The following is a 22864-nucleotide window of genomic DNA, read 5'->3' as shown; positions in this document are numbered from 1 at the left end:
ACTTGATTTCTCAATTGCGGTGCAAAGATACAACATTATTTTGATTCCACAATAGTTTGACGAAAAAAAGGAGAAAAAAATAATAAAACATATCTTAAACACTTCTCTATTCAGAGAATAAACCGTACATTAGCAGAAACTTTAAAATAGAGTCACTATCATGACAAACCAGGATAATTATTGCGTGATTATGGGTGGCGGCATTGGAAGCCGCTTCTGGCCGTTTAGCCGCAAAACATTGCCCAAACAATTCTTAGATTTCTTCGGAACGGGCCGTTCACTTTTGCAACAGACTTTCGACCGGTTCCAAAAGATTATCCCAACAGAAAATATTTTCATCGTTACCAATGCAATGTATGCGGACTTAGTGAAGGAACAATTGCCCGAAGTGAACGAAGAACAGATTCTGCTGGAACCCGCAAGACGAAATACCGCTCCGTGTATAGCATGGGCCGCTTACCACATCCGGGCACTGAACCCGAACGCCAATATCGTAGTCGCTCCTTCAGACCATTTAATTTTAAAAGAGGATGAGTTTCTCGCCACTATCGAAAAAGGACTTGATTTTGTTTCACGCTCGGAAAAGCTACTGACATTAGGTATTAAACCCAATCGCCCGGAAACAGGGTACGGATATATACAAATAGACGAACCCGCAGGAGAAAACTTCTATAAAGTAAAAACATTCACAGAGAAACCGGAACTGGAATTAGCTAAAGTATTCGTAGAGAGCGGAGAATTTTATTGGAATTCCGGCCTATTTATGTGGAATGTAAATACAATCATCAAAGCAAGTGAAGATTTACTGCCTGAATTAGCTTCCAAACTGGCACCGGGAAAAGATATTTATGCCACCGACAAGGAGAAAGCATTCATCGAAGAAAACTTCCCAGCATGTCCTAATGTATCCATCGACTTCGGCATTATGGAGAAAGCGGATAATGTGTATGTATCATTAGGAGATTTTGGCTGGTCCGATCTTGGAACTTGGGGATCACTTTATGATTTATCGGAAAGAGATCCGGAAGGCAATGTTACGCTGAAATGCCATTCACTTATATATAATAGTAAAGATAATATGGTAGTACTTCCGAAAGGCAAACTGGCCGTTATCGATGGACTGGAAGGATTTCTGATAGCCGAATCGGACAACGTTCTTTTGATTTGCCGCAAAGATGAAGAACATGCTATCCGTAAATATGTAAACGACGCCCAAATGCAACTGGGCGATGATTTCATTTAATAACACGCAACCTGACGCCGGAGACAAAACCGGATAAGACTATACAAATAGTGAACGGTGAACAAACTGCATAATTGATTGCAGAGAGTTCACCGTTCACAGTTTATAATCAAAAAACTTTGTGTGTCTTTAAATAATCATAAATTTCTAAATAATCTCTATTCCCTGCTCTTTGCAAAGTTGCAGCCCCAGGTCTTTCAGTCTGAACTTTTGAATCTTTCCACTGCCCGTCATCGGGAATTCGTTCACAAAGAAGATATATTTTGGTATTTTATAGCGGGATATTTTATTTCTACAGAAGTCTTGCACGTCCTCCGCCTGCATCGTCACACCTTCCTGCAAGATGATAAACGCCCCGACAGCCTCACCGTATTTTTTTGAAGGGATACCCGCTACCTGAACATCTTTCACTCCGTCAAGTTTATAAAGGAACTCTTCGATTTCACGTGGATAAATATTTTCTCCACCGCGAATAATCATATCTTTGATTCGTCCGGTAATCCGGTAGTTTCCATCTTCATCTTTTATACCCAGGTCGCCGGAATGCAGGAAGTTGTTGGCATCAAGCACTTCGGCGGTTGCTTCGGGATTCTTATAATATCCCTTCATCGTGTTATAGCCACGATTGCACATCTCACCTTGTACGCCGACCGGACACTCCTCGCCTGTTTCCGGATCGAGCACCTTAACTTCCGTAAATTCAAAATCACGACCTACCGTATTGCAACGTACATCGAACGGGTCGTCAATACGGGTGGCCGTCATACCCGGAGCAGCCTCTGTCAATCCGTAGACGCTGGTCACCTTCATATACATTTTCTCTTCTACCTGCTTCATCAGTTCGACAGGACACAGCGAACCCGCCATAATACCTGTACGTAGACAAGACATATCAAAGAGATCGAACATCGGATGATGCAATTCGGCAATAAACATAGTCGGTACTCCGTAAAGAGCCGTACAACGTTCTTTATGAATAGAAGCCAACACAACCAACGGGTCAAAACGCTCAACCATCACTTGTGTACAACCATGGGTCAGACAGTTCATGGTAGCCAGTACAACTCCAAAACAATGGAACAACGGGACGCAACAGCAGAGTTTGTCATCCGCCGTAAACTTCATGTGCTCACCGGTCAGAAATCCATTATTGGTGATATTATAATGTGTCAACATCACCCCTTTCGGGAAACCGGTAGTGCCCGAGGTATATTGCATATTTACCACATCATGGCAGCTAACCTTGCTCTTGAGTTTGTTCAAACGATCATCAGCCACATTATCCCCCAGCAACAGAATCTCAGCCGTGTTATACATTCCACGATGTTTTTCCTGCCCCACATACACTACATTCTTCATGTACGGAAAACGCTCACTCTTTAAATGTCCGCGTTCGCAAGTTTTCAACTCGGGCAGCATTGTGTAGGTCATCTGTACGAAGTCGCTGTCCTTCTCACCATTCACGATACAGAGAGTATGCATATCCGAGTTCTGGCAAAGATATTCCAGTTCGGATTGCTTATAGTTCGTATTTACAGTAACATATACCGCCCCAATCTTGGCACAGGCATATAGCAATGTCAGCCAGTCGGGCACATTAGCAGCCCAGATACCGACATGCGTACCTCGCTCCACACCGATGGCGATAAGCCCTTTTGCCATATCATCCACACGACGATTAAACTGGCTCCAGGTAAAACGGAGATTACGGTCGGAATATACAATATATTCTTTATCAGGAGTCTCTTCAGCCCAGTGTTCCAGCCACTGTCCCAAAGTACGGTCAAATAATTGCATGGAGTTCTTTCTATACTTAATACTTGATATTTAATACTTAACTCAAATCGGCGTATAAATTACTGCCAGGATTTTTGCAGCCTGTCCCTCATAAGCATGTACATGATGAGGAACAATGGAATCATAATAAATGCTATCACCCTCTTCCAGCAGATAGGTATTTTTACCATAGCTGATTTCCATGATACCTTCCATAACCATGATAAACTCTTCTCCTTCATGAGAAGAAAGCACGAAGTCAGTATCTTCTGTCGGCATCACATCGATAATAAACGGTTCCATGTGACGGTCCGCCTTTGACTTGGACAACGAGTGATATTCCATGTGTTTGCGAGAGTGAATCGCATTATTGGAAAAACTGATCGCATCCTTGGCTTCTTTCTTACGGCATACTACCGGTCCCACTTCATCCTGATCATCAAGGAAAGTACCCAGACGTACTCCCAACACACGCGCAATCTTAATCAGCGGTGCGAGAGAAGGTATATCAATGTTATTCTCAATACGTTCAACCTGTTCGATAGCCAAACCTGAACGTTGTGCCAACTCTTCTATGCTTATTGATTTATCTTCGCGGAGGGCTTTAATTTTCTCGCCAACAATCTTACTTGTATCCATTTTGAAAGCATTTTAGTTATCAAAGGTGATAAATTATAATAATTAAGCTGCAAAAATAGCAAAATCTTTAGATGAACACAATTATAACCGAAGAAAATACGACTATCAGGAAGAAAAAGAAGAAACTAAAAAAAGCCGCTCCTCTATCATGAGGAACGGCTTTAAATCTTTTCGCGACAAGCAGATTACTTACGCAAACCGAGCTCTTTAACAATAGCACGATATCTTTCGATATCTCTTGCTTTCAGGTAGTCGAGTAAGCGACGACGCTTACCTACCAACATTGTTAACGCTCTTTCAGTACTATAATCTTTTCTGTTGAGCTTCATGTGCTCAGTCAGATGAGAAATACGGTAGGAAAACAATGCCACTTGGGCCTCAGCTGAGCCGGTGTCAGTGTTAGACTTTCCGTACTTTCCGAAGATTTCTTGCTTTTTAGCAGCGTCTAAATACATAATTCTTAGAATTTTAATTGATAAATTATTCTTTTGAGCGTGCAAAGATAGGCATTATCTTTATATCACACAACGATTTACAAGAAAAAATTGCTATCATTGCGTATATTTCTAATCCTATTTTCGTACCTTTGCAGCCAAATAATAGGTATTATATGCAAAATATTCGAAACATTGCAATCATTGCCCATGTTGACCATGGGAAAACAACGCTGGTTGACAAGATGCTATTGGCCGGAAATTTATTCCGCAGCAACCAAAATAGTGGTGAACTTATCCTGGATAACAACGATTTGGAACGCGAACGTGGTATAACAATTCTCTCCAAAAACGTATCCATCAATTACAACGGTACAAAAATTAATATTATTGATACTCCGGGACACAGCGACTTCGGTGGTGAGGTAGAACGTGTATTGAATATGGCCGATGGCTGTATTCTGTTGGTAGATGCCTTCGAAGGTCCGATGCCCCAGACTCGTTTCGTACTGCAAAAGGCGCTCGAAATCGGTTTGAAACCCATTGTGGTAGTTAATAAGGTAGATAAACCTAACTGCCGCCCGGAAGAAGTTTACGAGATGGTTTTCGACTTGATGTTCAGCTTGAACGCAACGGAAGATCAGTTGGACTTCCCCGTGATTTATGGTTCCGCCAAAAACAACTGGATGAGCACCGACTGGCAGCAACAAACTGACAGCATCACTCCGCTACTGGATTGTATCGTCGAAAACATTCCGGCACCGCAACAGTTGGAAGGTACTCCCCAGATGTTGATTACTTCTCTGGATTATTCTTCTTATACCGGTCGTATTGCCGTAGGTCGCGTACATCGTGGTACATTAAAAGAAGGCATGAATATAACGCTTGTGAAACGTAACGGCGATATGTTCAAGAGCAAAATTAAAGAGCTCCATGTTTTCGAAGGTTTAGGCCGTGTGAAAACAAATGAGGTTTCTTCCGGTGACATCTGCGCGCTGGTAGGTATTGACGGATTCGAGATTGGAGATACAGTTTGTGATTTCGAAAGTCCGGAAGCACTGCCACCCATCGCAATTGATGAACCAACCATGAGTATGTTGTTTGCTATCAACGATTCTCCTTTCTTCGGTAAGGATGGTAAGTTTGTGACTTCACGTCACATCCACGACCGTCTGATGAAGGAACTCGACAAGAACCTGGCTCTCCGCGTAAGAAAGAGTGAAGAAGACGGTAAATGGATTGTTTCCGGCCGTGGTGTACTCCACCTTTCTGTATTGATTGAAACAATGCGCCGCGAAGGATATGAACTGCAGGTAGGTCAGCCACAGGTTATCTTCAGAGAAATCGACGGCGTGAAATGCGAACCGATTGAAGAGTTGACCATCAACGTACCGGAAGAATATTCCAGCAAGATTATTGATATGGTTACCCGCCGTAAAGGTGAAATGGTAAAGATGGAAAATACAGGCGAACGCATCAATCTTGAATTCAATATGCCTTCACGCGGTATCATCGGTTTGCGTACCAATGTACTGACAGCTTCTGCCGGTGAAGCCATTATGGCACACCGTTTCAAAGAATATCAGCCGCACAAAGGAGAAATTGAACGTCGTACCAATGGTTCTATGATTGCTATGGAAAGCGGAACAGCTTTTGCTTATGCCATCGACAAATTACAGGATCGCGGTAAGTTCTTTATTTTCCCGCAGGACGAAGTCTATGCAGGACAGGTAGTAGGCGAGCACTCTCATGACAACGACTTGGTTATCAACGTAACCAAATCGAAGAAGCTGACGAATATGCGTGCTTCCGGTTCGGATGACAAAGTACGTCTGATTCCGCCTATCCAGTTCTCACTTGAAGAAGCATTGGAATATATTAAGGAAGACGAATACGTGGAAGTTACTCCAAAGGCAATGCGCATGCGTAAAGTGATTTTGGACGAAATCGAACGTAAACGTGCCAACAAGAACTAACCATTCTTTCATTATATTATAATAGAAATCCCGGTGAAACGCTGTGTTTTACCGGGATTTCATTTTTTCCTGCAAATATTACAAACATTACTAATACAACAACAATCCTACCACACCCGCCAGACAAATCAACAGGATAGGGTGAAGATTCCATTTCCATGTAACCCAAAAGGCTGCCGCAAAAATACCGATACTTTTATAGTCCATAAAATTTTCTCTATTCATCATAAGCAATGCAGCCGAAGCAATCAGAGCAACCGACATAGGTAACAGTCCGGACATAGCCGCCTTAATATACTTGTTATCCTTACACTTCGCAAAGAAATAAGAAATGAGCAACACTAGAATAAAAGAAGGTAAACAAACCGCTACCGTAGCTAGCACCGCTCCCCACACGCTTTGCGTTACCGCATACCCTACATAAGTAGCACTATTGATACCAATCGGCCCCGGAGTCATTTGCGAAATCGCCACCACATCCGTAAACTGTTGGGGAGTCAGCCAATGATGAATATCCACTATCTCATGTTGAATAAGGGAAAGCATTGCATATCCACCTCCAAAACCAAACATTCCTATTTTAAGATACACCCAAAGTAACTGCAAATATATCATATCTCTTTATTCATTATTTTTTCTTTCAACCACAATGTATATACCAGTCCTCCCAAAATTCCTGCCAATACAATATAAATAGGAGACAGTCCAAACTGCCAAATCAAAAGAGTAGCTATGGCAGGAGCAACCAACTGAAGGTATTTCAGTTTCAGAGCTCTTACAGCCGAAATACAAGGAAACAGAATCAACGCTACCACAGCAGGACGTATTCCATTAAAGATGCGAATCATCACTTCATTATCTTGAAACCGTGCAAAAAACATGGCTATCAGCATCATGATAACAAAAGAGGGAAGAATCGTAGCCAATGCACATACCAGACTCCCACCCACTTTATACAACTTATATCCCACAAAAATAGAAATATTCACAGCAAACACACCCGGTAGTGATTGCGTCAAGGCAAACATCTCCATAAATTCCTCCTTACTCATCCACTGTTTGGCAACGATCTCCCGTTCAATCAGTGGAATCATGGCATAACCACCACCAATAGTAAACATTCCAATCTTCGCAAACGTCACGAACAATTTCAAATACTCTAATACCATTCCTACTTTCTAATTTTCCGACATTTTCTATTTATTTTCTAATAAGCCCTTCAGCCACATCATATTCAATCCGGCAGTTACATTCCTTCACTGTTTTAAAGTTTGCCTGTATCCAGATACGTCATAGCTATCATTAAAAGTAAATAACTCCATTTTGACAAATATAGAAAAAAAACAAAACAGACAATATTCCTTTTCATAGAAAGACACAGTATAGCAATAAAAAAGGCGGTTCGAAATCGAACCGCCTTCCATATTATATCTGATTCTCCAATTAGAGTTTCGGACCAGCAGCAACCAAAGCCTTACCAGCTTCGTTACCAGTAAATTTAGCGAAGTTCTTAATGAAACGTCCAGCCAAATCTTTTGCTTTTTCTTCCCATTTGCAAGCACATTCGTAAGTGTCGCGCGGGTCAAGAATCTTCGGATCAACACCCGGAAGTTCTGTAGGAACAACAAAGTCGAAGAAAGGAATAACCTTAGTAGGAGCTTTGTCGATAGAACCGCTAAGGATAGCGTCGATGATACCACGAGTATCTTTGATAGAGATACGTTTGCCTGTACCATTCCAACCTGTGTTAACCAAATATGCCTTAGCACCAGTCATCTCCATCTTCTTAACCAGTTCTTCTGCATATTTAGTCGGGTGCAATGACAAGAAAGCAGCACCGAAGCAGGCAGAGAATGTCGGAGTCGGTTCAGTGATACCACGTTCTGTACCAGCCAATTTAGCTGTAAATCCAGACAAGAAGTAGTATTGAGCCTGTTCCGGATTCAGGATAGATACTGGAGGCAATACACCGAACGCATCAGCAGACAAGAAGATAACTTGTTTTGCGTGAGGACCTTTAGAAACCGGTTTAACGATGTTTTCGATGTGATAGATAGGATAAGAAACACGAGTGTTTTCAGTCACGCTCTTGTCAGTGAAATCAATCTTACCGTTAGCATCAACAGTTACGTTTTCAAGTAAAGCATCACGTTTGATAGCATTGTAGATATCCGGTTCGCTATCTTTATCCAAGTTGATAACCTTAGCGTAGCAACCACCTTCGTAGTTGAATACACCTTCGTTATCCCATCCGTGTTCGTCATCACCGATCAATTTACGTTTCGGGTCAGTAGACAAAGTAGTCTTACCTGTACCAGACAATCCGAAGAAGATAGCAGAGCTAGTTCCTTCCATATCTGTGTTAGCAGAGCAGTGCATAGAAGCGATACCACGAAGCGGGTTCATGTAGTTCATAATAGAGAACATACCTTTCTTCATTTCACCACCGTACCAAGTATTCAGGATTACTTGTTCTTTAGTCTTCAGGTTGAATACTGTAGCAGTTTCAGAGTTCAAGCCCAGTTCTTTGTAGTTGTCAACTTTTGCTTTAGAAGCGTTGAAACATACGAAATCAGGTTCTCCGTAGTTAGCAAGTTCTTCAGCAGTCGGGCGGATGAACATGTTAGTTACGAAGTGAGCCTGCCAAGCCACTTCCATGATGAAACGTACTTTCATACGAGTAGCTTCGTTAGCACCACAGAAAGTATCAACAACGAACAAACGTTTGCCGGAAAGTTGTTTTACAGCTTTAGCTTTCAAGTCAGCCCAAGCTTCTTCAGAACATGGTTTGTTATCGTTTTTGTATTCGTCAGAAGTCCACCATACAGAATCAGCAGAAGCTTCATTTTTAACGAAGAATTTATCTTTAGGAGAACGACCGGTATAGATACCTGTCATTACATTAACAGCACCTAATTCAGTTACTTGACCTTTTTCAAAGCCTTCCAGACCTGGTTTTGTTTCCTCAGCGAACAAAACGTCATAAGACGGATTGTGCAAAATCTCGGTCACACCTGTGATACCGTACTTGCTTAAATCTAAATTTGCCATTTTCTTTGAATTAATTAAAAATTGGTATTTTGTTTTATTATCTCTTTTCACCTTTAATTAAGAAGGGGATTGGGAACACCCCCTTGTAAATCCGGGTACAAAAGTAACACTTTCTTTGGAAAGGAAGAAGGTATTAGAGAAATTTTTCCCTAATTGAATCTCTTTTATAAATTCCTAACAATATCTGCAAACTGAACGTTGCAATTTGAAAGATTATCACTTACTTTGCAAGTCAGTATGCTAGCAATGCTGTGAAAATAAGATTAAAATCTGAATAAAAAATAATATGAAAGTAATTGATTTTGGCCAAACTAATTCGATTCTAAACCAGTACATATCCGAAATCAGGAATGTAGAAGTGCAAAATGACCGCCTGCGTTTCCGCCGTAATATCGAGCGTATCGGAGAAATCATGGCTTATGAAATGAGTAAAGAGTTTCAATACTCGGTAAAGAACATCCAGACACCATTGGGCATCGCTCCGGTCAGCACGCCGGACAACCAATTAGTAATCAGCACTATTCTACGTGCCGGTCTTCCTTTCCACCAAGGTTTTCTGAGTTATTTCGACGGGGCGGAGAATGCGTTTGTTTCCGCTTACCGCAAATATAAAGATACGCTAAAATTCGATATACACATAGAATATATCGCTTCTCCCCGCATTGATGACAAAACGCTGATTATCACCGACCCTATGCTGGCAACAGGAGGAAGTATGGAACTTAGTTACCAAGCAATGCTAACTAAAGGACACCCTGCCGAAATTCATGTTGCTTCGATTATCGCCAGCCAAAAGGCTATCGATCATATAAAGAATGTATTTCCTGAAGACAAGACAACAATCTGGTGCGCAGCCATTGATCCTGAAATCAACGAACATTCTTACATTGTTCCGGGACTGGGCGATGCAGGCGATCTTGCCTATGGTGAAAAAGAATAAACGTTTAAAGATCCTTCCGATATTGCTGCGGTGAAACCCCAACCTGCTTCTTAAAGAACGTACCGAAATAGGAAGCATTGGGGAAACCGAAGGCATTTGAAATCTCCTGAATATCCTTCTGCGTATTTTTAAGTAATGAGATGCTCTTACGAATGATAGCTTTGAATACAAGTTCCTGCACAGTATATCCGCAGATACTTTTAGAAACGGCAGAAAGATATTTAGGAGACAAACACAATTTATCCGCATAAAACTCAACACCCCGCTCCTGCATATAATATTTTTCGATTAACTGGATCAAATGAATAAAGACTTCGTTTTTGCGTCCTCCCACTTCCTGCCCGTCATTGACGAGTTTGCGATTATAAATAGAGCAAATCCTGTACGTCAATGCAAGTAGAAGTAATTTCTGTTCATAAAGTTTAAATGAATTTTCCTCTGACTGTAACACATTGTCCAATAAGGACATATACTTTACTACCTCTTCTTCCTCACCAGTAGACCAGACACAAGAAGGTTCTTCGGGAGTAAGGCGGGAATACATATACATGGAAACAACCAGATTCCCCATAATATCCCGGATAGGTTCTATCTGATAGATCAAAATCCGCACCTCCATGTCTTCCGACTCTTGCAAAACCTGAAACTCACCGTCTTCGGGAATAAACAAACTTTCGCCTGCTTCTGCTAAATGCTTTTTCTGATTAAGCGAAAACTGGAAATTGCCCTGGTGGCAAATAATCAGCCCTAGTCCTTTCATTTGGAAAGGTTTCTTCAGTGAGGGGGGAAAATTTATAAATATCCCTTCGGAGCTACATATATTTTTCCCACTTAACAAATCGCGATCAAACTGCAATAAACGTTCTTGTCCGCTATTCATCATACTAATATATTAACAGATCATTATCAAAAACGACGCTAAGTTAGCAATTTTCGTTTAGGATAAGGAACAACAAGCACAAATATCATACAAATTAATCCACCATAAATTGTCCATCCCGCCATCTCTTTGAGTGCAGAGAGCGTGGCCTGCACCTGAATACGCCCCTTGGTAGATATAGCAGCCATGTTACGGGCTTCCGTCTCACTCTTTCCCTGATATTTCATACCCTGTATCGTACCAAGGTAAGAAGTGGAAGCATCCGGATTAAGCAGGTCCACATTTTGCGCATAACGGGTTATATAGTGTTGCTGCCGCTCTTGCAAAACATTGGTATAAATTGCTCCGCCAATACTCGGTCCTACCACCATACGCACGGTAAGCATAATGCAGATCCAGGTGGAAAGATATTTAAAAGGCATACGTTGATTGGCATAAGCAGCCGTCAGCGCATACAGAATCATCATGCCTGTGGCACGGATGATAACTGCATATTTCAGACGCTCGTAAACTCCTGCTGTCTGTACCTCGAAATACATGAAAACAGCTGATAAAGACAGGAAGAAGAATCCCATCGCAAACAGATACTTAAAATGTAATCCTTTACCTCCCAACACCATAGCAATCACGGCACCAATAGCATAACCTACCATACACCAATTACCTAATGAAGCATTTTGCAAATTATCGAGATGCATCCCCACTCCTGCAAACACATTGACAAACATAGCACTGGAGTTTATCACCATCAATAATAAGTAAAGTAATGCTCCCATACGTATAGTACGCAGTTTGAACGCATCCAGCAAAACATAAGGCGACCGGCGCGTTACGTCCATATATAGAAAAATTCCCGCAAACAGAATACTTACAGCTGTCGCCCAACGGATAGATTCGTCATCATACCAGTCGAGCACTTTTCCATAAACCAGCACATACGTAAGACAAGTCAGCGAGATGCAAAATGCAGTGACATTGCCGAACTTACGGAAATTAATAGGAAACCTTCCGGGAAACTTATAATTCGGCATGGTAATCAACAAAAGCAAAATAGAAATCAGAAGAATCCCCATCATAAAGTAATACACATATTTCCATTCATATTCAAAGGACAGCCAAGCCGTCAATGCCGTGCCCGACTGTCCTAGAATCATAAAAAACAGATAAACAGCCGGCTGACTCACACATCTTTCAATGTCCAATTTATTCCAACCGGCAGTATCCTTCGGCTCCAACCCCGGAGTAATATTGCGGGTAGCTTCCATTCCACCCGCATACCAAATGAGTGTGAACAGATTGACCATCATCAGTACCATACGCAAGAAACCCGTCAAAAGACTACAAAGCGCCAGCAGAAAAACGCTGTCTGTCTTTGCACAGATATAACTGAATATATACATGAACGCAAACCCGACAATACACATCATCTTCTCCCGCCGCACACACACCAACTGATATAGGAAAGGAGCAAAGGCTGCCATACCAATAGAAGTAACAAAGTTGGCAAACTGGATATGCTCGGATATAATGCCAAGCCCGCTCATCATTTCGGTGCTATTCACCGAATAAACCCCACCTACCGTAAGAATCGGCAGAAAGAAAAATAACAGAATGATAATGCCCAACGGTTTGGGCATCCAGCTATAGAAAGGATAATTTTTAGGATAAGAGGGCATTAATCTTTGATTTATGAATTATGATTTATGAATTATAGGTGCACGGTGGTTAGAGTTTGGCTTTCACTACTACCATCATGCCTGCTGCTAATCGTTCGTTGTCTTCTTTCGATAAATCGGTGAAGTCGATGCGTACGGGGATGCGCTGTTGGATCTTCACAAAGTTACCTGCGGAGTTATCGGTCGGCACTAATGAATATTTGGAGCCGGTAGCTCCTGATATAGAGGTGACTTTGCCTTTAAACTCTTTATCGCTAATGGCATCTACTGTGACAAATACTTCCTGTCCGATATGCAGGTTCTCGATTTGTGTCTCCTTATAATTGGCAACGATCCATTTCTGGGTATCAGGAAGAATATAGGTGATGGTCTGCCCTGCCGAAATAAACTGTCCTTCCTCTAATGAGCGACGGCCGAGTTTTCCGTCACAAGGAGCTATTACAACCGTATAGGAAAGATTCAACCGGGCCATTTCGAGCGCAGCTGTTGCTCTTTGAATAGCCGCTTCGGTATTCATGCGACGGTAGGACACTTCATCTACACCGGAAAGAGCTGCTTTTTTCTGCCTTTTCGTAGCTTCCAGCTTCTTACGCGTAGCTTCATAATCAGTGACAATCTGTTCAAGTTGGATAGGAGTAGCCGCATTTCGTTTCACGAGGTTCTCATATCGTTTCCGGTCTTTTTCCAGTTTCGCCAACCGTACTTCAATTTCGGCAATAGACGCATCGTAAACAGATGCTGTTGTCTGCGTGGTATTGAGTGTAGCATTGATGACGGTCGCACCGGCTTGCGCATCTTTCAAGGCAGCTTCAGCCTCCATTACGCGAATTTTATATTCACGATCATCCAGTACCAGCAAAGTATCTCCTTTATGTACCTCCTGATGTTCTGTAAAGTAGATTTTGTCAATGTAACCTGAAGCACGTAGATTGATAGGAGACACATATTGTTCTATTTGTGCATCGTTACTAGTCTCCGTCTGGCTATAATTCAAAAAAAGGCAGATCACTTCAATCACTCCCCAAATAATAATAGCCACTCCAAGAAGGCTGATAGCAATCTGCCAGCGACGAAGTTTCTTCATTTTTTTTGCTTTCTCCTGATGAGCAGCGGAAGGAAGGTTATTTTCCATTGTTTCCATATTTATGATTGTTATTTGCATATTATTTGACTAATGATTCTATTTGTCCGGTCAGTTTAAGCAGCATCAGGTTAGTCACCCGATAATTATAATGTGCGCTGATATAGTTGTTTTGAGCTTCACTCATCTGCATTTCATCTTGCAGCACTTCCGTCATAGAAGCAATGCCTTCCCGGTAACGGTCGGAAGTGACTGCGTACACATCTTCGGCAAGCAAGTAGTTATCCTTCTGTTTCTTAAAGTTACGCTGATTGTTCATCAGGTCGTTCACAGCATTCAGATATTGAGTTTGCAAATTCTTCCGGGCGTCTTCCCATGCCAATCTTTTATTCTCTATATCGATCATCGCCTTCTTTATTTTATAGGTTTTATCCAGTCCGTCGAAAATCGGAATACGCAAGGTTAGCCCCACTCCATAGGAACGAAACCATTGATTGGACGGACCGGAGTGGAACCAATGATAACCTTTATCCGTATATGCGGCATATCGCCAGCTACCTGTCAGACTAAGAGAAGGGATATATCCATTAGTAATGATCTTCTTTTGACGTTCCGCCAGTTGCACTTGCGATTGTGAGAGTTGAAGTTCATAGATATTTTCCGACAAGCCAGTCAGGGCTACCGTAGTAATGCTATCGGCATTTACAGGTGTCAGCGCGATTTCCTTTTCAGCCGGATAATCCATAATGTATTTCAGCATATTCAACTGCTGTTTCATCATTGCTTGTGCATTGTCATATTGCACCTTCAGATTTTCCAAATTGATATTGACTCTTTTCAGATCGACTTCCATAGACATTCCATTATCGAAGAAAGCCTGTGTAATATCTCTCAATTCTTCCAGACGGGTGATATTTGCTTTTATCAGCATGATTTGTTCGGCCGTGACCTGTCCGAGATAATACATCTTACTGATTTGAAGAATAACATCTTCCCTGGCTTTTCCATAAGACAGACGACTGATTTCTTCCATCACTTTAGCTATGGACATAGAAGTATAAAGAGTCTGATTGAAAAGCGGCATCTGCATTTCCAGTCCTGCATTAGCAGAATGTTGCAATGTTTTCGTTATATTATAGGGAACTCCGTAAGATGAACCGTCTGTGACTGACACCGGAGGATCAAAATTGTTATTATAACCGGCTATCGCATTAATTTGCGGCAGCAGCTTCGAACGGTTTTCAGATACGCCATATTTACTTTTTTGTATTTCTTTACGTTTCCCTTCTAACGACAAGTTATTGTCAATACCAATGCGGAGACAATCCTCTAATGTCAGAATCTCTACCTCCTGTGTGTTTCCACGTAACACGAACAAGAAAAAAAAGGAAAAAATGAATAGTAGTCTTTTCATAACATAATGCTCTATTATTGGCTACAAATTTAGTAGCTTACAGCATAATAAGACTATCCACAAACTATTTGTTTATATTCATATTTTCCTTTTTCAATGAACAAACAATAAACAACTACTCTCATAAAACATCACACTTAATATATTTCTATGAACAGTGTTTGTTTTTTCATATTTTTTTAGTGAATGAAAAATAAAGGCGGCGCCCTTTGTGAGGAGGAGCACCGCCTTTATTTTATAACCTTACCATACATTATGAAGGTTAATGACTATTACATTTCGTTTAAGACTTCTTCGCAATCTTGTTCCGCTGCGTCCACGCAAGGACCATAACTCCGATCAGCAACAAAGCCAGTGCTGCATAAGCAATACTTTCTGTAACCTGTATGCTTTGCGGGTCAAACCACATTTCGATGGTATGTTCTCCTGCCGGTACATTTATCGCACGCAAGATATAATCTGCACGGGCAATATCGACGGGCTGACCGTCAATAGTCGCCTGCCATCCCGGATAATATATTTCGGAGAAGACAACAACTCCGTCTTTAGAAGTGGAAGCCTTGTAGACCAGACGATTCGGCTCATAACTAGTCAGTTGGATGGTAGATAGAGAATCTTTATATCCTTCTGTCACACCTTTCAATTGTTCTTTAAACTTCACATCCACTACGGCTGTTTCCGTTGGAAGAATATCATTCAAAGCGTCGATTTCTTCATTTGCATTATTTACATACTGTACCTTGTCTACGAACCACGCATTGCCGTATGCATAAGGATTTACCACAGGAACAGCCTGCCCTTGCTCGCCGGCAGGGAAAATGAAGTATTTTGTATTCAGCATATTCAGTACACGGAATTTGGAAGCGTCTACACTGTCCATCTGTCCGCCGGCAGTAGCCACCGCCTGATAGGTTTCCTGCATTTCGGGCATGATATGATGATCTATCATTTCCTGATAGCGACGGAGCTTCGCTGCATGATAGCCACCGACACTTTTATGCCAGTATGCTGTATTGTTTTCATTAAACGTATTACCGGGGAAGCCTATAAAGTTCAACACACGATAATTTAAAGTAGTATCCTGAAGGATCATCTCATCCGCCTGTGTTTTAACAAACACTTCTGTCTGTTTGGATTTCGGCACAAACTGTTCGTCATTCAAATAGCGTTTATTGATGCTCCACATATCTATCAGACATAAAAGCGCAATACCAGCCAGTGTGAAAGAAGCTTTCAACTTCCGCTGTTGATAGAGGAATAAAAGCACGCAACCTATCACGATAATAAAGAAACTGCGCCATGCATCCGAAGCAATAATAGCTTTACGCATTTCAGTCAGGTTTGCCACAAGCGGAGCCAAATGTTCGGCTGGAAGTCCTTGTTTCAAGGCAGCCATCTCTTGTGTCGTAATAAAACCGGAGAAGAAAATACCTGGAGCAACAGCTAAAATCAACGCAACACCGGCAGTCAGTACCAAAGTGGCAATCGCCCCTCCACGGTTTTCTTTCAACTTCAGCGTATCCGGCTTACTCAAAATCTCTTTCAAGGCAAAAATCGCCAACAAAGGAATGGTAAATTCAGCAACCACCAGAATGGAAGACACGGCACGGAACTTATTGTACATCGGAACGTAATCAATAAAGAAGTCTGTCAGTCCCATGAAATTCTTTCCCCATGAAAGCAGAATCGAGAAGATAGTAGCTCCCAACAATGCCCATTTCAGAGGACCTTTCACTATGAAACAACCCAATATGAACAAGAACATCACAAATGCCCCGACATATACAGGACCAGCTGTCCACGGTTGCTCACCGAAATATTGCGGCAACTGCGAATAAATACTGTTATACATTGGATTGGCCTTTGCCATAGCAGCTTCGCTTTGCGACATCGTAGATCCTGATCCTCCTCCTTTTACGTTCGGAACCAGCAATGTCAATGTCTCGCCAATACCATAACTCCAATTGGTTATGTAGTCGCGATCCAACCCGCTACTTGTCTGGCTGGCCGCAGCGCCCTCCTGCTTCAATTCGCTCTTGCCGCGCATCGTCTCCTTACTATATTCATAAGTATGATACAGATTGGAGATATTGATGCAAACTCCTACCACGGCAGCCAATACCAAAATTGCGCTGGCCTTGAAGAAATGAGGGAGTTCTTTCTTTTTATAAGCATCTTCAAAATACGCTCCCACGAAAAACAGGATCACAAACATGAAATAATAGCTCATCTGAATGTGATTCGATTGAATCTGAAGGGCAATGAACAACGCTGTAATAATTCCGCCCAACAAGTATTTTTTCCGGTAAGCCAGAACAACACCCGCAATCGTGGGCGGGATATAAGCCAACGTCACAAACTTCCAAATGTGCCCTGCCGGTATCAGAATGAAGAAATAGGAAGAAAAAGCCCATATCACTCCGCCCAATCCTGCCAGCCAAGCCGATATTCCGAAGGCGCGCAAAAGGATATAGAATCCGAGCATCATAATAAAAGTCAACACCACATAATCCGGGAGAAAGAGGCGATAAACCTTCTCCACCCCTTTCAGTGACGTTGTTGAGTCGTAACTCGGAGACATCTGATAGGTAGGCATACCTCCAAAAATCGAATTCGTCCAACGCGTACGTTCTCCGGTACGTTCGAGATACTCTTTCGATTCTTGTCCCGCACCGACTCCGGCAGCCGTGTCATGCTGAAACAAGATACGACCTTCGATATCAGCCGGGAAAAAGTAAGCGAAAGAAAGAATGATAAAAGCCAGAATGGCTATTAAGTCGGGAAGAAACTTTTTCATTTACGATGACACGATTTACTATTTACAATTGAAGTCTGAATATAAAAATAAATACGATCTGACAATCTAACATTTACAATTAACAACGGTGGAATATTGATAACAACGAAATATCAGTATCCCACATTTATCAACCATAAATAGTAAATCGTCAAATCGTAAATCAAATTAGTATCTATAATGATCTGCTTTATAAGGTCCGTCCACTGACACACCAATATAGGCAGCCTGTTCAGGAGTCAGCTTGGTCAGTTTCACACCAATCTTTTCAAGATGCAGGCGGGCCACTTCTTCGTCCAGATGCTTCGGCAAGCGATATACATTGATATCATATTTCTTATTGAACAGTTCTATCTGTGCCAATGTCTGATTCGTGAACGAGTTACTCATCACGAATGACGGGTGTCCGGTTGCACATCCCAAATTTACCAAACGGCCGTCAGCAAGCAGAATGATGCTGTGACCATCCGGGAAATAATAACGGTCTACTTGTGGTTTGATGTTCACACATTTGATGCCTGGATAACGTTTCAAAGCATCTACCTGAATTTCATTATCGAAATGACCGATGTTGCAAACGATAGACTGATCTTTCATTTTCTCCATGTGGTCGATACGGATAATATCAATATTACCTGTGGTAGTCACGAAAATGTTGCCTTCCGTGCAAGCTTCTTCCATAGTCACTACTTCAAAGCCTTCCATAGCAGCCTGCAATGCACAAATCGGGTCTACTTCCGTCACAAGCACTCGCGCTCCGTAAGAACGCATAGAATGAGAACAGCCTTTACCCACATCACCATAACCACATACTACCACCACTTTTCCGGCAATCATTACGTCTGTTGCGCGCTTTATACCGTCAGCCAACGATTCACGGCAGCCATATAGGTTGTCAAACTTAGATTTTGTGACCGAATCATTCACATTGAATGCCGGGAACAACAGTTTCCCTTCTTCCTGCATCTGATATAAACGGTGTACGCCTGTCGTAGTCTCTTCAGATACGCCGCGCACTTCTTCCGCTACACGATGCCAACGAGTACTGTCTTCTGCCAATACTTTCTTCAAGATTGCATTCAGTTCTATTTCGTCCTCTGCATGCACTTCTTTATCCAATACGGCAGCATTATTCTCCGCATCATAACCTACGTGAATCATCATCGTTGCGTCACCGCCATCATCAACAATCACATTCGGCCCTTTGCCACCGGCAAAGCTCAATGCCTGCAACGTACACCACCAATAATCAGCAAGGGTCTCTCCCTTCCATGCAAACACAGGCACACCCGCAGCAGCGATTGCAGCCGCCGCATGATCCTGCGTTGAATATATATTACAAGAGCACCAACGTACTTCAGCTCCTAAAGCCACTAACGTTTCAATCAACACAGCCGTCTGAATGGTCATGTGCAACGATCCCATAATGCGGGCACCTTTTAACGGTTTGGATTCTCCATACTTTTCGCGAAGAGCCATCAGGCCGGGCATTTCTTTTTCTGCCAAATCGATTTCCTTGCGTCCGAAATCAGCAAGTGTAATGTCTGCCACCTTGTAGGGCAGAGTAGAGAATAATTCTGTAGACATATTGTAAATCATTTATATATAATGGATGCAAAGATAGAACATTCTGATTAGTAGGGCAAAAGCTATCCGTTTTTTTATATTATAATAACTAGGGAGATCATCCTGTTTGCCGAAACCATGCATTATATTTACAACAAACAAAACGGTTTATATAACATTTAGTAAATAGCAGTAAACCCTCTATGCGAAACTATGACAACAAAACAAGAGAAGAGCCATTGAAAAAAATGAAACAATTAGATAAGAAAAAATGAACATCTTTCTTCCGATTCGCCATGTCTTAAACAGAAAAAGGAACTGGATGCCACCAGCATAATATGCCGAGATTATAGAAAAGACAAACGGTGGATAGCTTTTACCATATAGCCATCCACCGTTAATTTTATCTATGCACTATCATTTCTTTGCAACCGGCGTACTCAGCATTTCTTTATATTTTACCGGATCATTCAGAATCTTCACCGCTTCTTTCAGTCCATCGTCATCCTTCAACTGCTGTATGATATTGCCACGTTGATAGTAGTAACGTCTGATAATCTCAGAAGCAATCATTTTCTTTATATCACCGGAGAAATAATCCAAGTCACGCTCCAAATCATGATTCAGCTTCTTCTCGAGTGCCTTGAACTCTTCGGAAGCGTCTTTCATATATCCTTCAAATTCTGCTGCTTCCTTCAAGGTTTTCAGAATCTTCTCGCTCTGCTGGTCGTATTTAAAGTCGGCTTTCTTCACCAATGCTTTAAAAGCATTATAATCTGCGTCCGTCACTTCAAACTTCTCAGGAGTCACGATGGTAGGATGATTCAGACAATATTGAGTGGCATAATCGAAAATCAGGTTGTCACGCACCAGATAAAACAAGATGTTCGGCAACTTTTCCTGCTTGACAATAACATCCGGCATCACACCGCCGCCATCGCGCACTTCACGCCCTGCCGCTGTATGGAACACCTTGGTCAGGCTGTCCGGAATAGCGCCTACACTTCCGTCTTCATTGCGGTGCTTATAGTCGATAGCCTGCACGCAACGTCCGCTTGGAATGTAATATTTGGAAGTAGTCACCTTCATCATTCCGCCATAAGGCAGGGAACGGGGAACCTGTACCAATCCTTTTCCAAAAGTACGGTTGCCGACAATCACTGCACGGTCAAGATCCTGCAAAGAACCCGACAGGATTTCGGAAGCGGAAGCCGTACCACTATTTACCAACACGGCAATCGGAATATCCAAATCCAACGGTTCACGTAAAGTCTTATATGTATTACTGGCCTGTTTGATTTTACCTTTTGTCGTAACAATCACTTTTCCGCGCGGCAGGAAATAGTTGGCTATTTCCACAGCCTCATCCAGTAAACCACCACCATTATTCCGAAGGTCGATTACCAATGAAGTAGCTCCCTTTTTCTTCAAATCAAGAAATGCCTTCTTGAAATCTTTCGAGGGATTACCGGAGAAAGTACTCAGATTAATATACCCTACATGATTATCCAATACATCAGCATAAGGAATCGCAGGCGTCTGGATAGATTCACGTACAATCGTGAATTCTATCGGCGTACGCTCGCCTTTAGCATTCGGACGTTCAACTTTCAGTTTAAAACTCGTACCTGCCTGTCCGCGCAACATCTGGCTGACCTCCCCATTATTCTTACCTGCAAGGTCCACACCGTCAATCTCCATCAAAACATCCCCGGCTTTCAATCCAGCCTTCGCTGCCGGCGTCCCTTCAAACGGTTCGGCAATCATGGAGCGTTTCAGCTTTGTATTATAAGTAATAAGGGAACCAATTCCGCCAAAGCTACCTTTCACCATCTGTTCCAACTCACTCTGGTCTTCTTCCGGATAATATTCAGTATAAGGGTCCAGCGAATAAAGCATATTGTCAATGCCTTCCCGGATTGTCTTGTTCGGGTCGATCGTGTCTACGTAGAACATATCCAGTTCCTTCACCATCGCATTGAATATATCCAGATTCTTGGCAATCTGGAAATTGCGGTCGTCGCCACTCTTGAAACTAAAGAAAGCTACGATAGCCGCAACAGCCACTACAATAAGAGCGACCCGTCCATTCTGCAATTTTTTCATACTTCTTTTCCTGTAAATGAGTTGTAAAAGTAACTCAATCCCTGGTTATTCCGCCAGAATCCTGTTAATATTTAACTTAATTTCATTCCAACGTTCCTCCGGTATTGTTGTTCCGATTACCTGGATAACATTTCCCGAAAGAATAGAACCTATTTTAGCACACTTCTCCAGCGAATATCCACACGTCAAACCATATAAAAAACCGGAAGCAAAATAATCGCCCGCACCAGTGGTATCCACCACTTTCCTAACCGGGATAGCGGCAACTTTAATTTCTTCCGTACCCTTGCGAATATAAGAGCCGTTTGCGCCCACCTTTACGATAGCGATGCTGCATTTCTTGGCAATGATTCCCAAAGCCTCTTCCGGTTCCTTGCCTGTAAACGCTTTCGCCTCTTCCTCATTCGCAAAAACAATATCTACATACTTATTTATTAACAAGGAGAAAAATTCCAGATCATTCGCCACAATATTATAGCTTGCCATGTCAAGGCAGATCTGCAAACCCGCTTCTTTCGCCAATTCAATGGCATGAAGAATCATTTCGTGGTCTTGAACCAAGTATCCTTCTATAAACAGGTATGCATACCCTTTAAACATCTCGAGAGTCAGGTCTTCTGCTTTCAAAGAAGCGGCCGCCCCCAGATAAGTTCCGAAAGTACGTTCCCCGTCCGGCGAAATAAAAGTGGACGCAACTCCGGAAGGCAACTGTTCCGAGAGCAATAATTTGTCTTCAATATTGTTTTTCTGAAGATTTTTTCGAAAAAAATCTCCATAATGATCATTTCCCACTTTTCCGATAAAACCAGTTCCGGCACCCAGACAAGCCAGGCCAAGGATGGCATTTCCAGCCGATCCGCCCGTTGCCAAATGGGTTTTCATTTGCGAAAATTCCGAGTTAATCTGTTGTAACTTAGCATCATCAATGAGTTGCATGCTTCCTTTGGGTAATCCCATTTCATCCAAGAGCGTATCATCCTTTAGGGTTGCAAGTACGTCTACCAGGGCGTTGCCCAATCCTATTATTTTGTCCATTTCAAATATTTTTTTTGCAAAGATATTGCATATTTCAAAAAAACCTACTACTTTTGCATCGCAATTGAGAAAAACATTCTTCCTTAGCTCAGTCGGTTAGAGCATCTGACTGTTAATCAGAGGGTCCTTGGTTCAAGTCCAAGAGGAAGAGCAAAGTTCAAAATCTTAGTTGCAAACATTCTTCCTTAGCTCAGTCGGTTAGAGCATCTGACTGTTAATCAGAGGGTCCTTGGTTCAAGTCCAAGAGGAA

Annotated in this window: 17 protein-coding genes and 1 tRNA gene; 4 read left to right on the top strand and 14 right to left on the bottom strand. The window is 42.1% G+C overall.

What is annotated here, in order from left to right:
* Nucleotides 1–160: 160 nt before the first annotated feature.
* Nucleotides 161–1243: a mannose-1-phosphate guanylyltransferase gene (locus NSB03_RS11475; protein WP_024987961.1), complete on the top strand. Its 1083-nt coding sequence runs from the start codon at nucleotides 161–163 to the stop codon at nucleotides 1241–1243.
* A gap of 147 nt (nucleotides 1244–1390) precedes the next feature.
* Here the strand turns inward: NSB03_RS11475 and NSB03_RS11470 are convergent, their stop codons facing one another.
* The 3 genes from NSB03_RS11470 to rpsO all read right to left on the bottom strand — a co-directional run bounded on the left by NSB03_RS11470 (nucleotide 1391) and on the right by rpsO (nucleotide 4113).
* The gene (locus NSB03_RS11470) at nucleotides 1391–3040 is read right to left on the bottom strand and encodes an AMP-binding protein (RefSeq protein ID WP_257466402.1); all 1650 of its coding nucleotides are present in this window, start codon (nucleotides 3038–3040) and stop codon (nucleotides 1391–1393) included.
* A gap of 42 nt (nucleotides 3041–3082) precedes the next feature.
* Nucleotides 3083–3658 (bottom strand): helix-turn-helix domain-containing protein, encoded by a 576-nt coding sequence (locus NSB03_RS11465; protein ID WP_065539709.1) that lies wholly within the window; start codon nucleotides 3656–3658, stop codon nucleotides 3083–3085.
* Nucleotides 3659–3843: 185 nt separating this feature from the next.
* The gene (gene rpsO / locus NSB03_RS11460; RefSeq protein WP_004296393.1) at nucleotides 3844–4113 is read right to left on the bottom strand and encodes a 30S ribosomal protein S15; all 270 of its coding nucleotides are present in this window, start codon (nucleotides 4111–4113) and stop codon (nucleotides 3844–3846) included.
* 155 nt (nucleotides 4114–4268) lie between these two features.
* Here rpsO and typA point away from each other — a divergent pair, with 155 nt between their 5' ends.
* Entirely contained in the window at nucleotides 4269–6068 is a 1800-nt protein-coding gene (gene typA / locus NSB03_RS11455; protein WP_004317549.1) for a translational GTPase TypA, read from the top strand.
* A 90-nt stretch (nucleotides 6069–6158) separates the two neighbouring features.
* Here typA and NSB03_RS11450 read toward each other — a convergent pair whose 3' ends face one another.
* From NSB03_RS11450 to pckA, 3 genes are all read right to left on the bottom strand, one after another.
* Nucleotides 6159–6683, bottom strand: coding sequence for a chromate transporter (locus tag NSB03_RS11450; RefSeq protein WP_008642639.1), 525 nt, complete (start codon nucleotides 6681–6683; stop codon nucleotides 6159–6161).
* On the bottom strand, nucleotides 6680–7237 hold the full coding sequence (locus NSB03_RS11445; protein ID WP_024987960.1) for a chromate transporter: 558 nt from the start codon (nucleotides 7235–7237) through the stop codon (nucleotides 6680–6682). Before NSB03_RS11445 ends, NSB03_RS11450 begins: the two co-directional genes overlap by 4 nt.
* 274 nt (nucleotides 7238–7511) lie before the next feature.
* Nucleotides 7512–9119 carry a phosphoenolpyruvate carboxykinase (ATP) gene (gene pckA, locus NSB03_RS11440; protein ID WP_024987959.1) on the bottom strand — a complete coding sequence of 536 codons (1608 nt, stop codon included), beginning with the start codon at nucleotides 9117–9119 and terminating at the stop codon, nucleotides 7512–7514.
* A gap of 286 nt (nucleotides 9120–9405) precedes the next feature.
* On the opposite strand from pckA, the gene upp reads away from it, so the two are divergent.
* Complete coding sequence (upp, locus tag NSB03_RS11435) at nucleotides 9406–10059, top strand: uracil phosphoribosyltransferase (protein WP_024987958.1); 654 nt, start codon at nucleotides 9406–9408, stop codon at nucleotides 10057–10059.
* A gap of 4 nt (nucleotides 10060–10063) precedes the next feature.
* Here upp and NSB03_RS11430 read toward each other — a convergent pair whose 3' ends face one another.
* The 8 genes from NSB03_RS11430 to NSB03_RS11395 form a co-directional block, all read right to left on the bottom strand.
* Entirely contained in the window at nucleotides 10064–10939 is an 876-nt protein-coding gene (locus tag NSB03_RS11430; protein WP_024987957.1) for a helix-turn-helix domain-containing protein, read from the bottom strand.
* Between the two features lie 38 nt (nucleotides 10940–10977).
* Entirely contained in the window at nucleotides 10978–12615 is a 1638-nt protein-coding gene (locus NSB03_RS11425; RefSeq protein ID WP_024987956.1) for an efflux MFS transporter permease, read from the bottom strand.
* Between the two features lie 49 nt (nucleotides 12616–12664).
* Nucleotides 12665–13756, bottom strand: a complete 1092-nt coding sequence (locus tag NSB03_RS11420) for an HlyD family secretion protein (RefSeq protein ID WP_065539713.1) — start codon at nucleotides 13754–13756, stop codon at nucleotides 12665–12667.
* Nucleotides 13757–13778: 22 nt separating this feature from the next.
* Nucleotides 13779–15110, bottom strand: coding sequence for a TolC family protein (locus tag NSB03_RS11415; RefSeq protein WP_024987955.1), 1332 nt, complete (start codon nucleotides 15108–15110; stop codon nucleotides 13779–13781).
* Between the two features lie 283 nt (nucleotides 15111–15393).
* On the bottom strand, nucleotides 15394–17907 hold the full coding sequence (locus NSB03_RS11410; RefSeq protein ID WP_257466401.1) for a YfhO family protein: 2514 nt from the start codon (nucleotides 17905–17907) through the stop codon (nucleotides 15394–15396).
* A 168-nt stretch (nucleotides 17908–18075) separates the two neighbouring features.
* Nucleotides 18076–19494, bottom strand: coding sequence for an adenosylhomocysteinase (ahcY, locus tag NSB03_RS11405; protein ID WP_024987950.1), 1419 nt, complete (start codon nucleotides 19492–19494; stop codon nucleotides 18076–18078).
* A 396-nt stretch (nucleotides 19495–19890) separates the two neighbouring features.
* The gene (locus NSB03_RS11400; RefSeq protein ID WP_024987949.1) at nucleotides 19891–21579 is read right to left on the bottom strand and encodes a S41 family peptidase; all 1689 of its coding nucleotides are present in this window, start codon (nucleotides 21577–21579) and stop codon (nucleotides 19891–19893) included.
* A 45-nt stretch (nucleotides 21580–21624) separates the two neighbouring features.
* Entirely contained in the window at nucleotides 21625–22614 is a 990-nt protein-coding gene (locus tag NSB03_RS11395) for an adenosine kinase (RefSeq protein WP_257466400.1), read from the bottom strand.
* A 77-nt stretch (nucleotides 22615–22691) separates the two neighbouring features.
* Between NSB03_RS11395 and NSB03_RS11390 the strand changes: the two genes are divergently transcribed.
* Nucleotides 22692–22765 (top strand) — tRNA-Asn (locus NSB03_RS11390).
* The last annotated feature ends 99 nt before the right edge of the window (nucleotides 22766–22864 follow it).

It is taken from the genome of Bacteroides acidifaciens (assembly GCF_024623065.1).
GTDB lineage: Bacteria > Bacteroidota > Bacteroidia > Bacteroidales > Bacteroidaceae > Bacteroides > Bacteroides acidifaciens.
The sequence above is the reverse complement of the archived record's forward strand: the minus strand, read 5'-3'. Positions and strand labels throughout refer to the sequence as shown.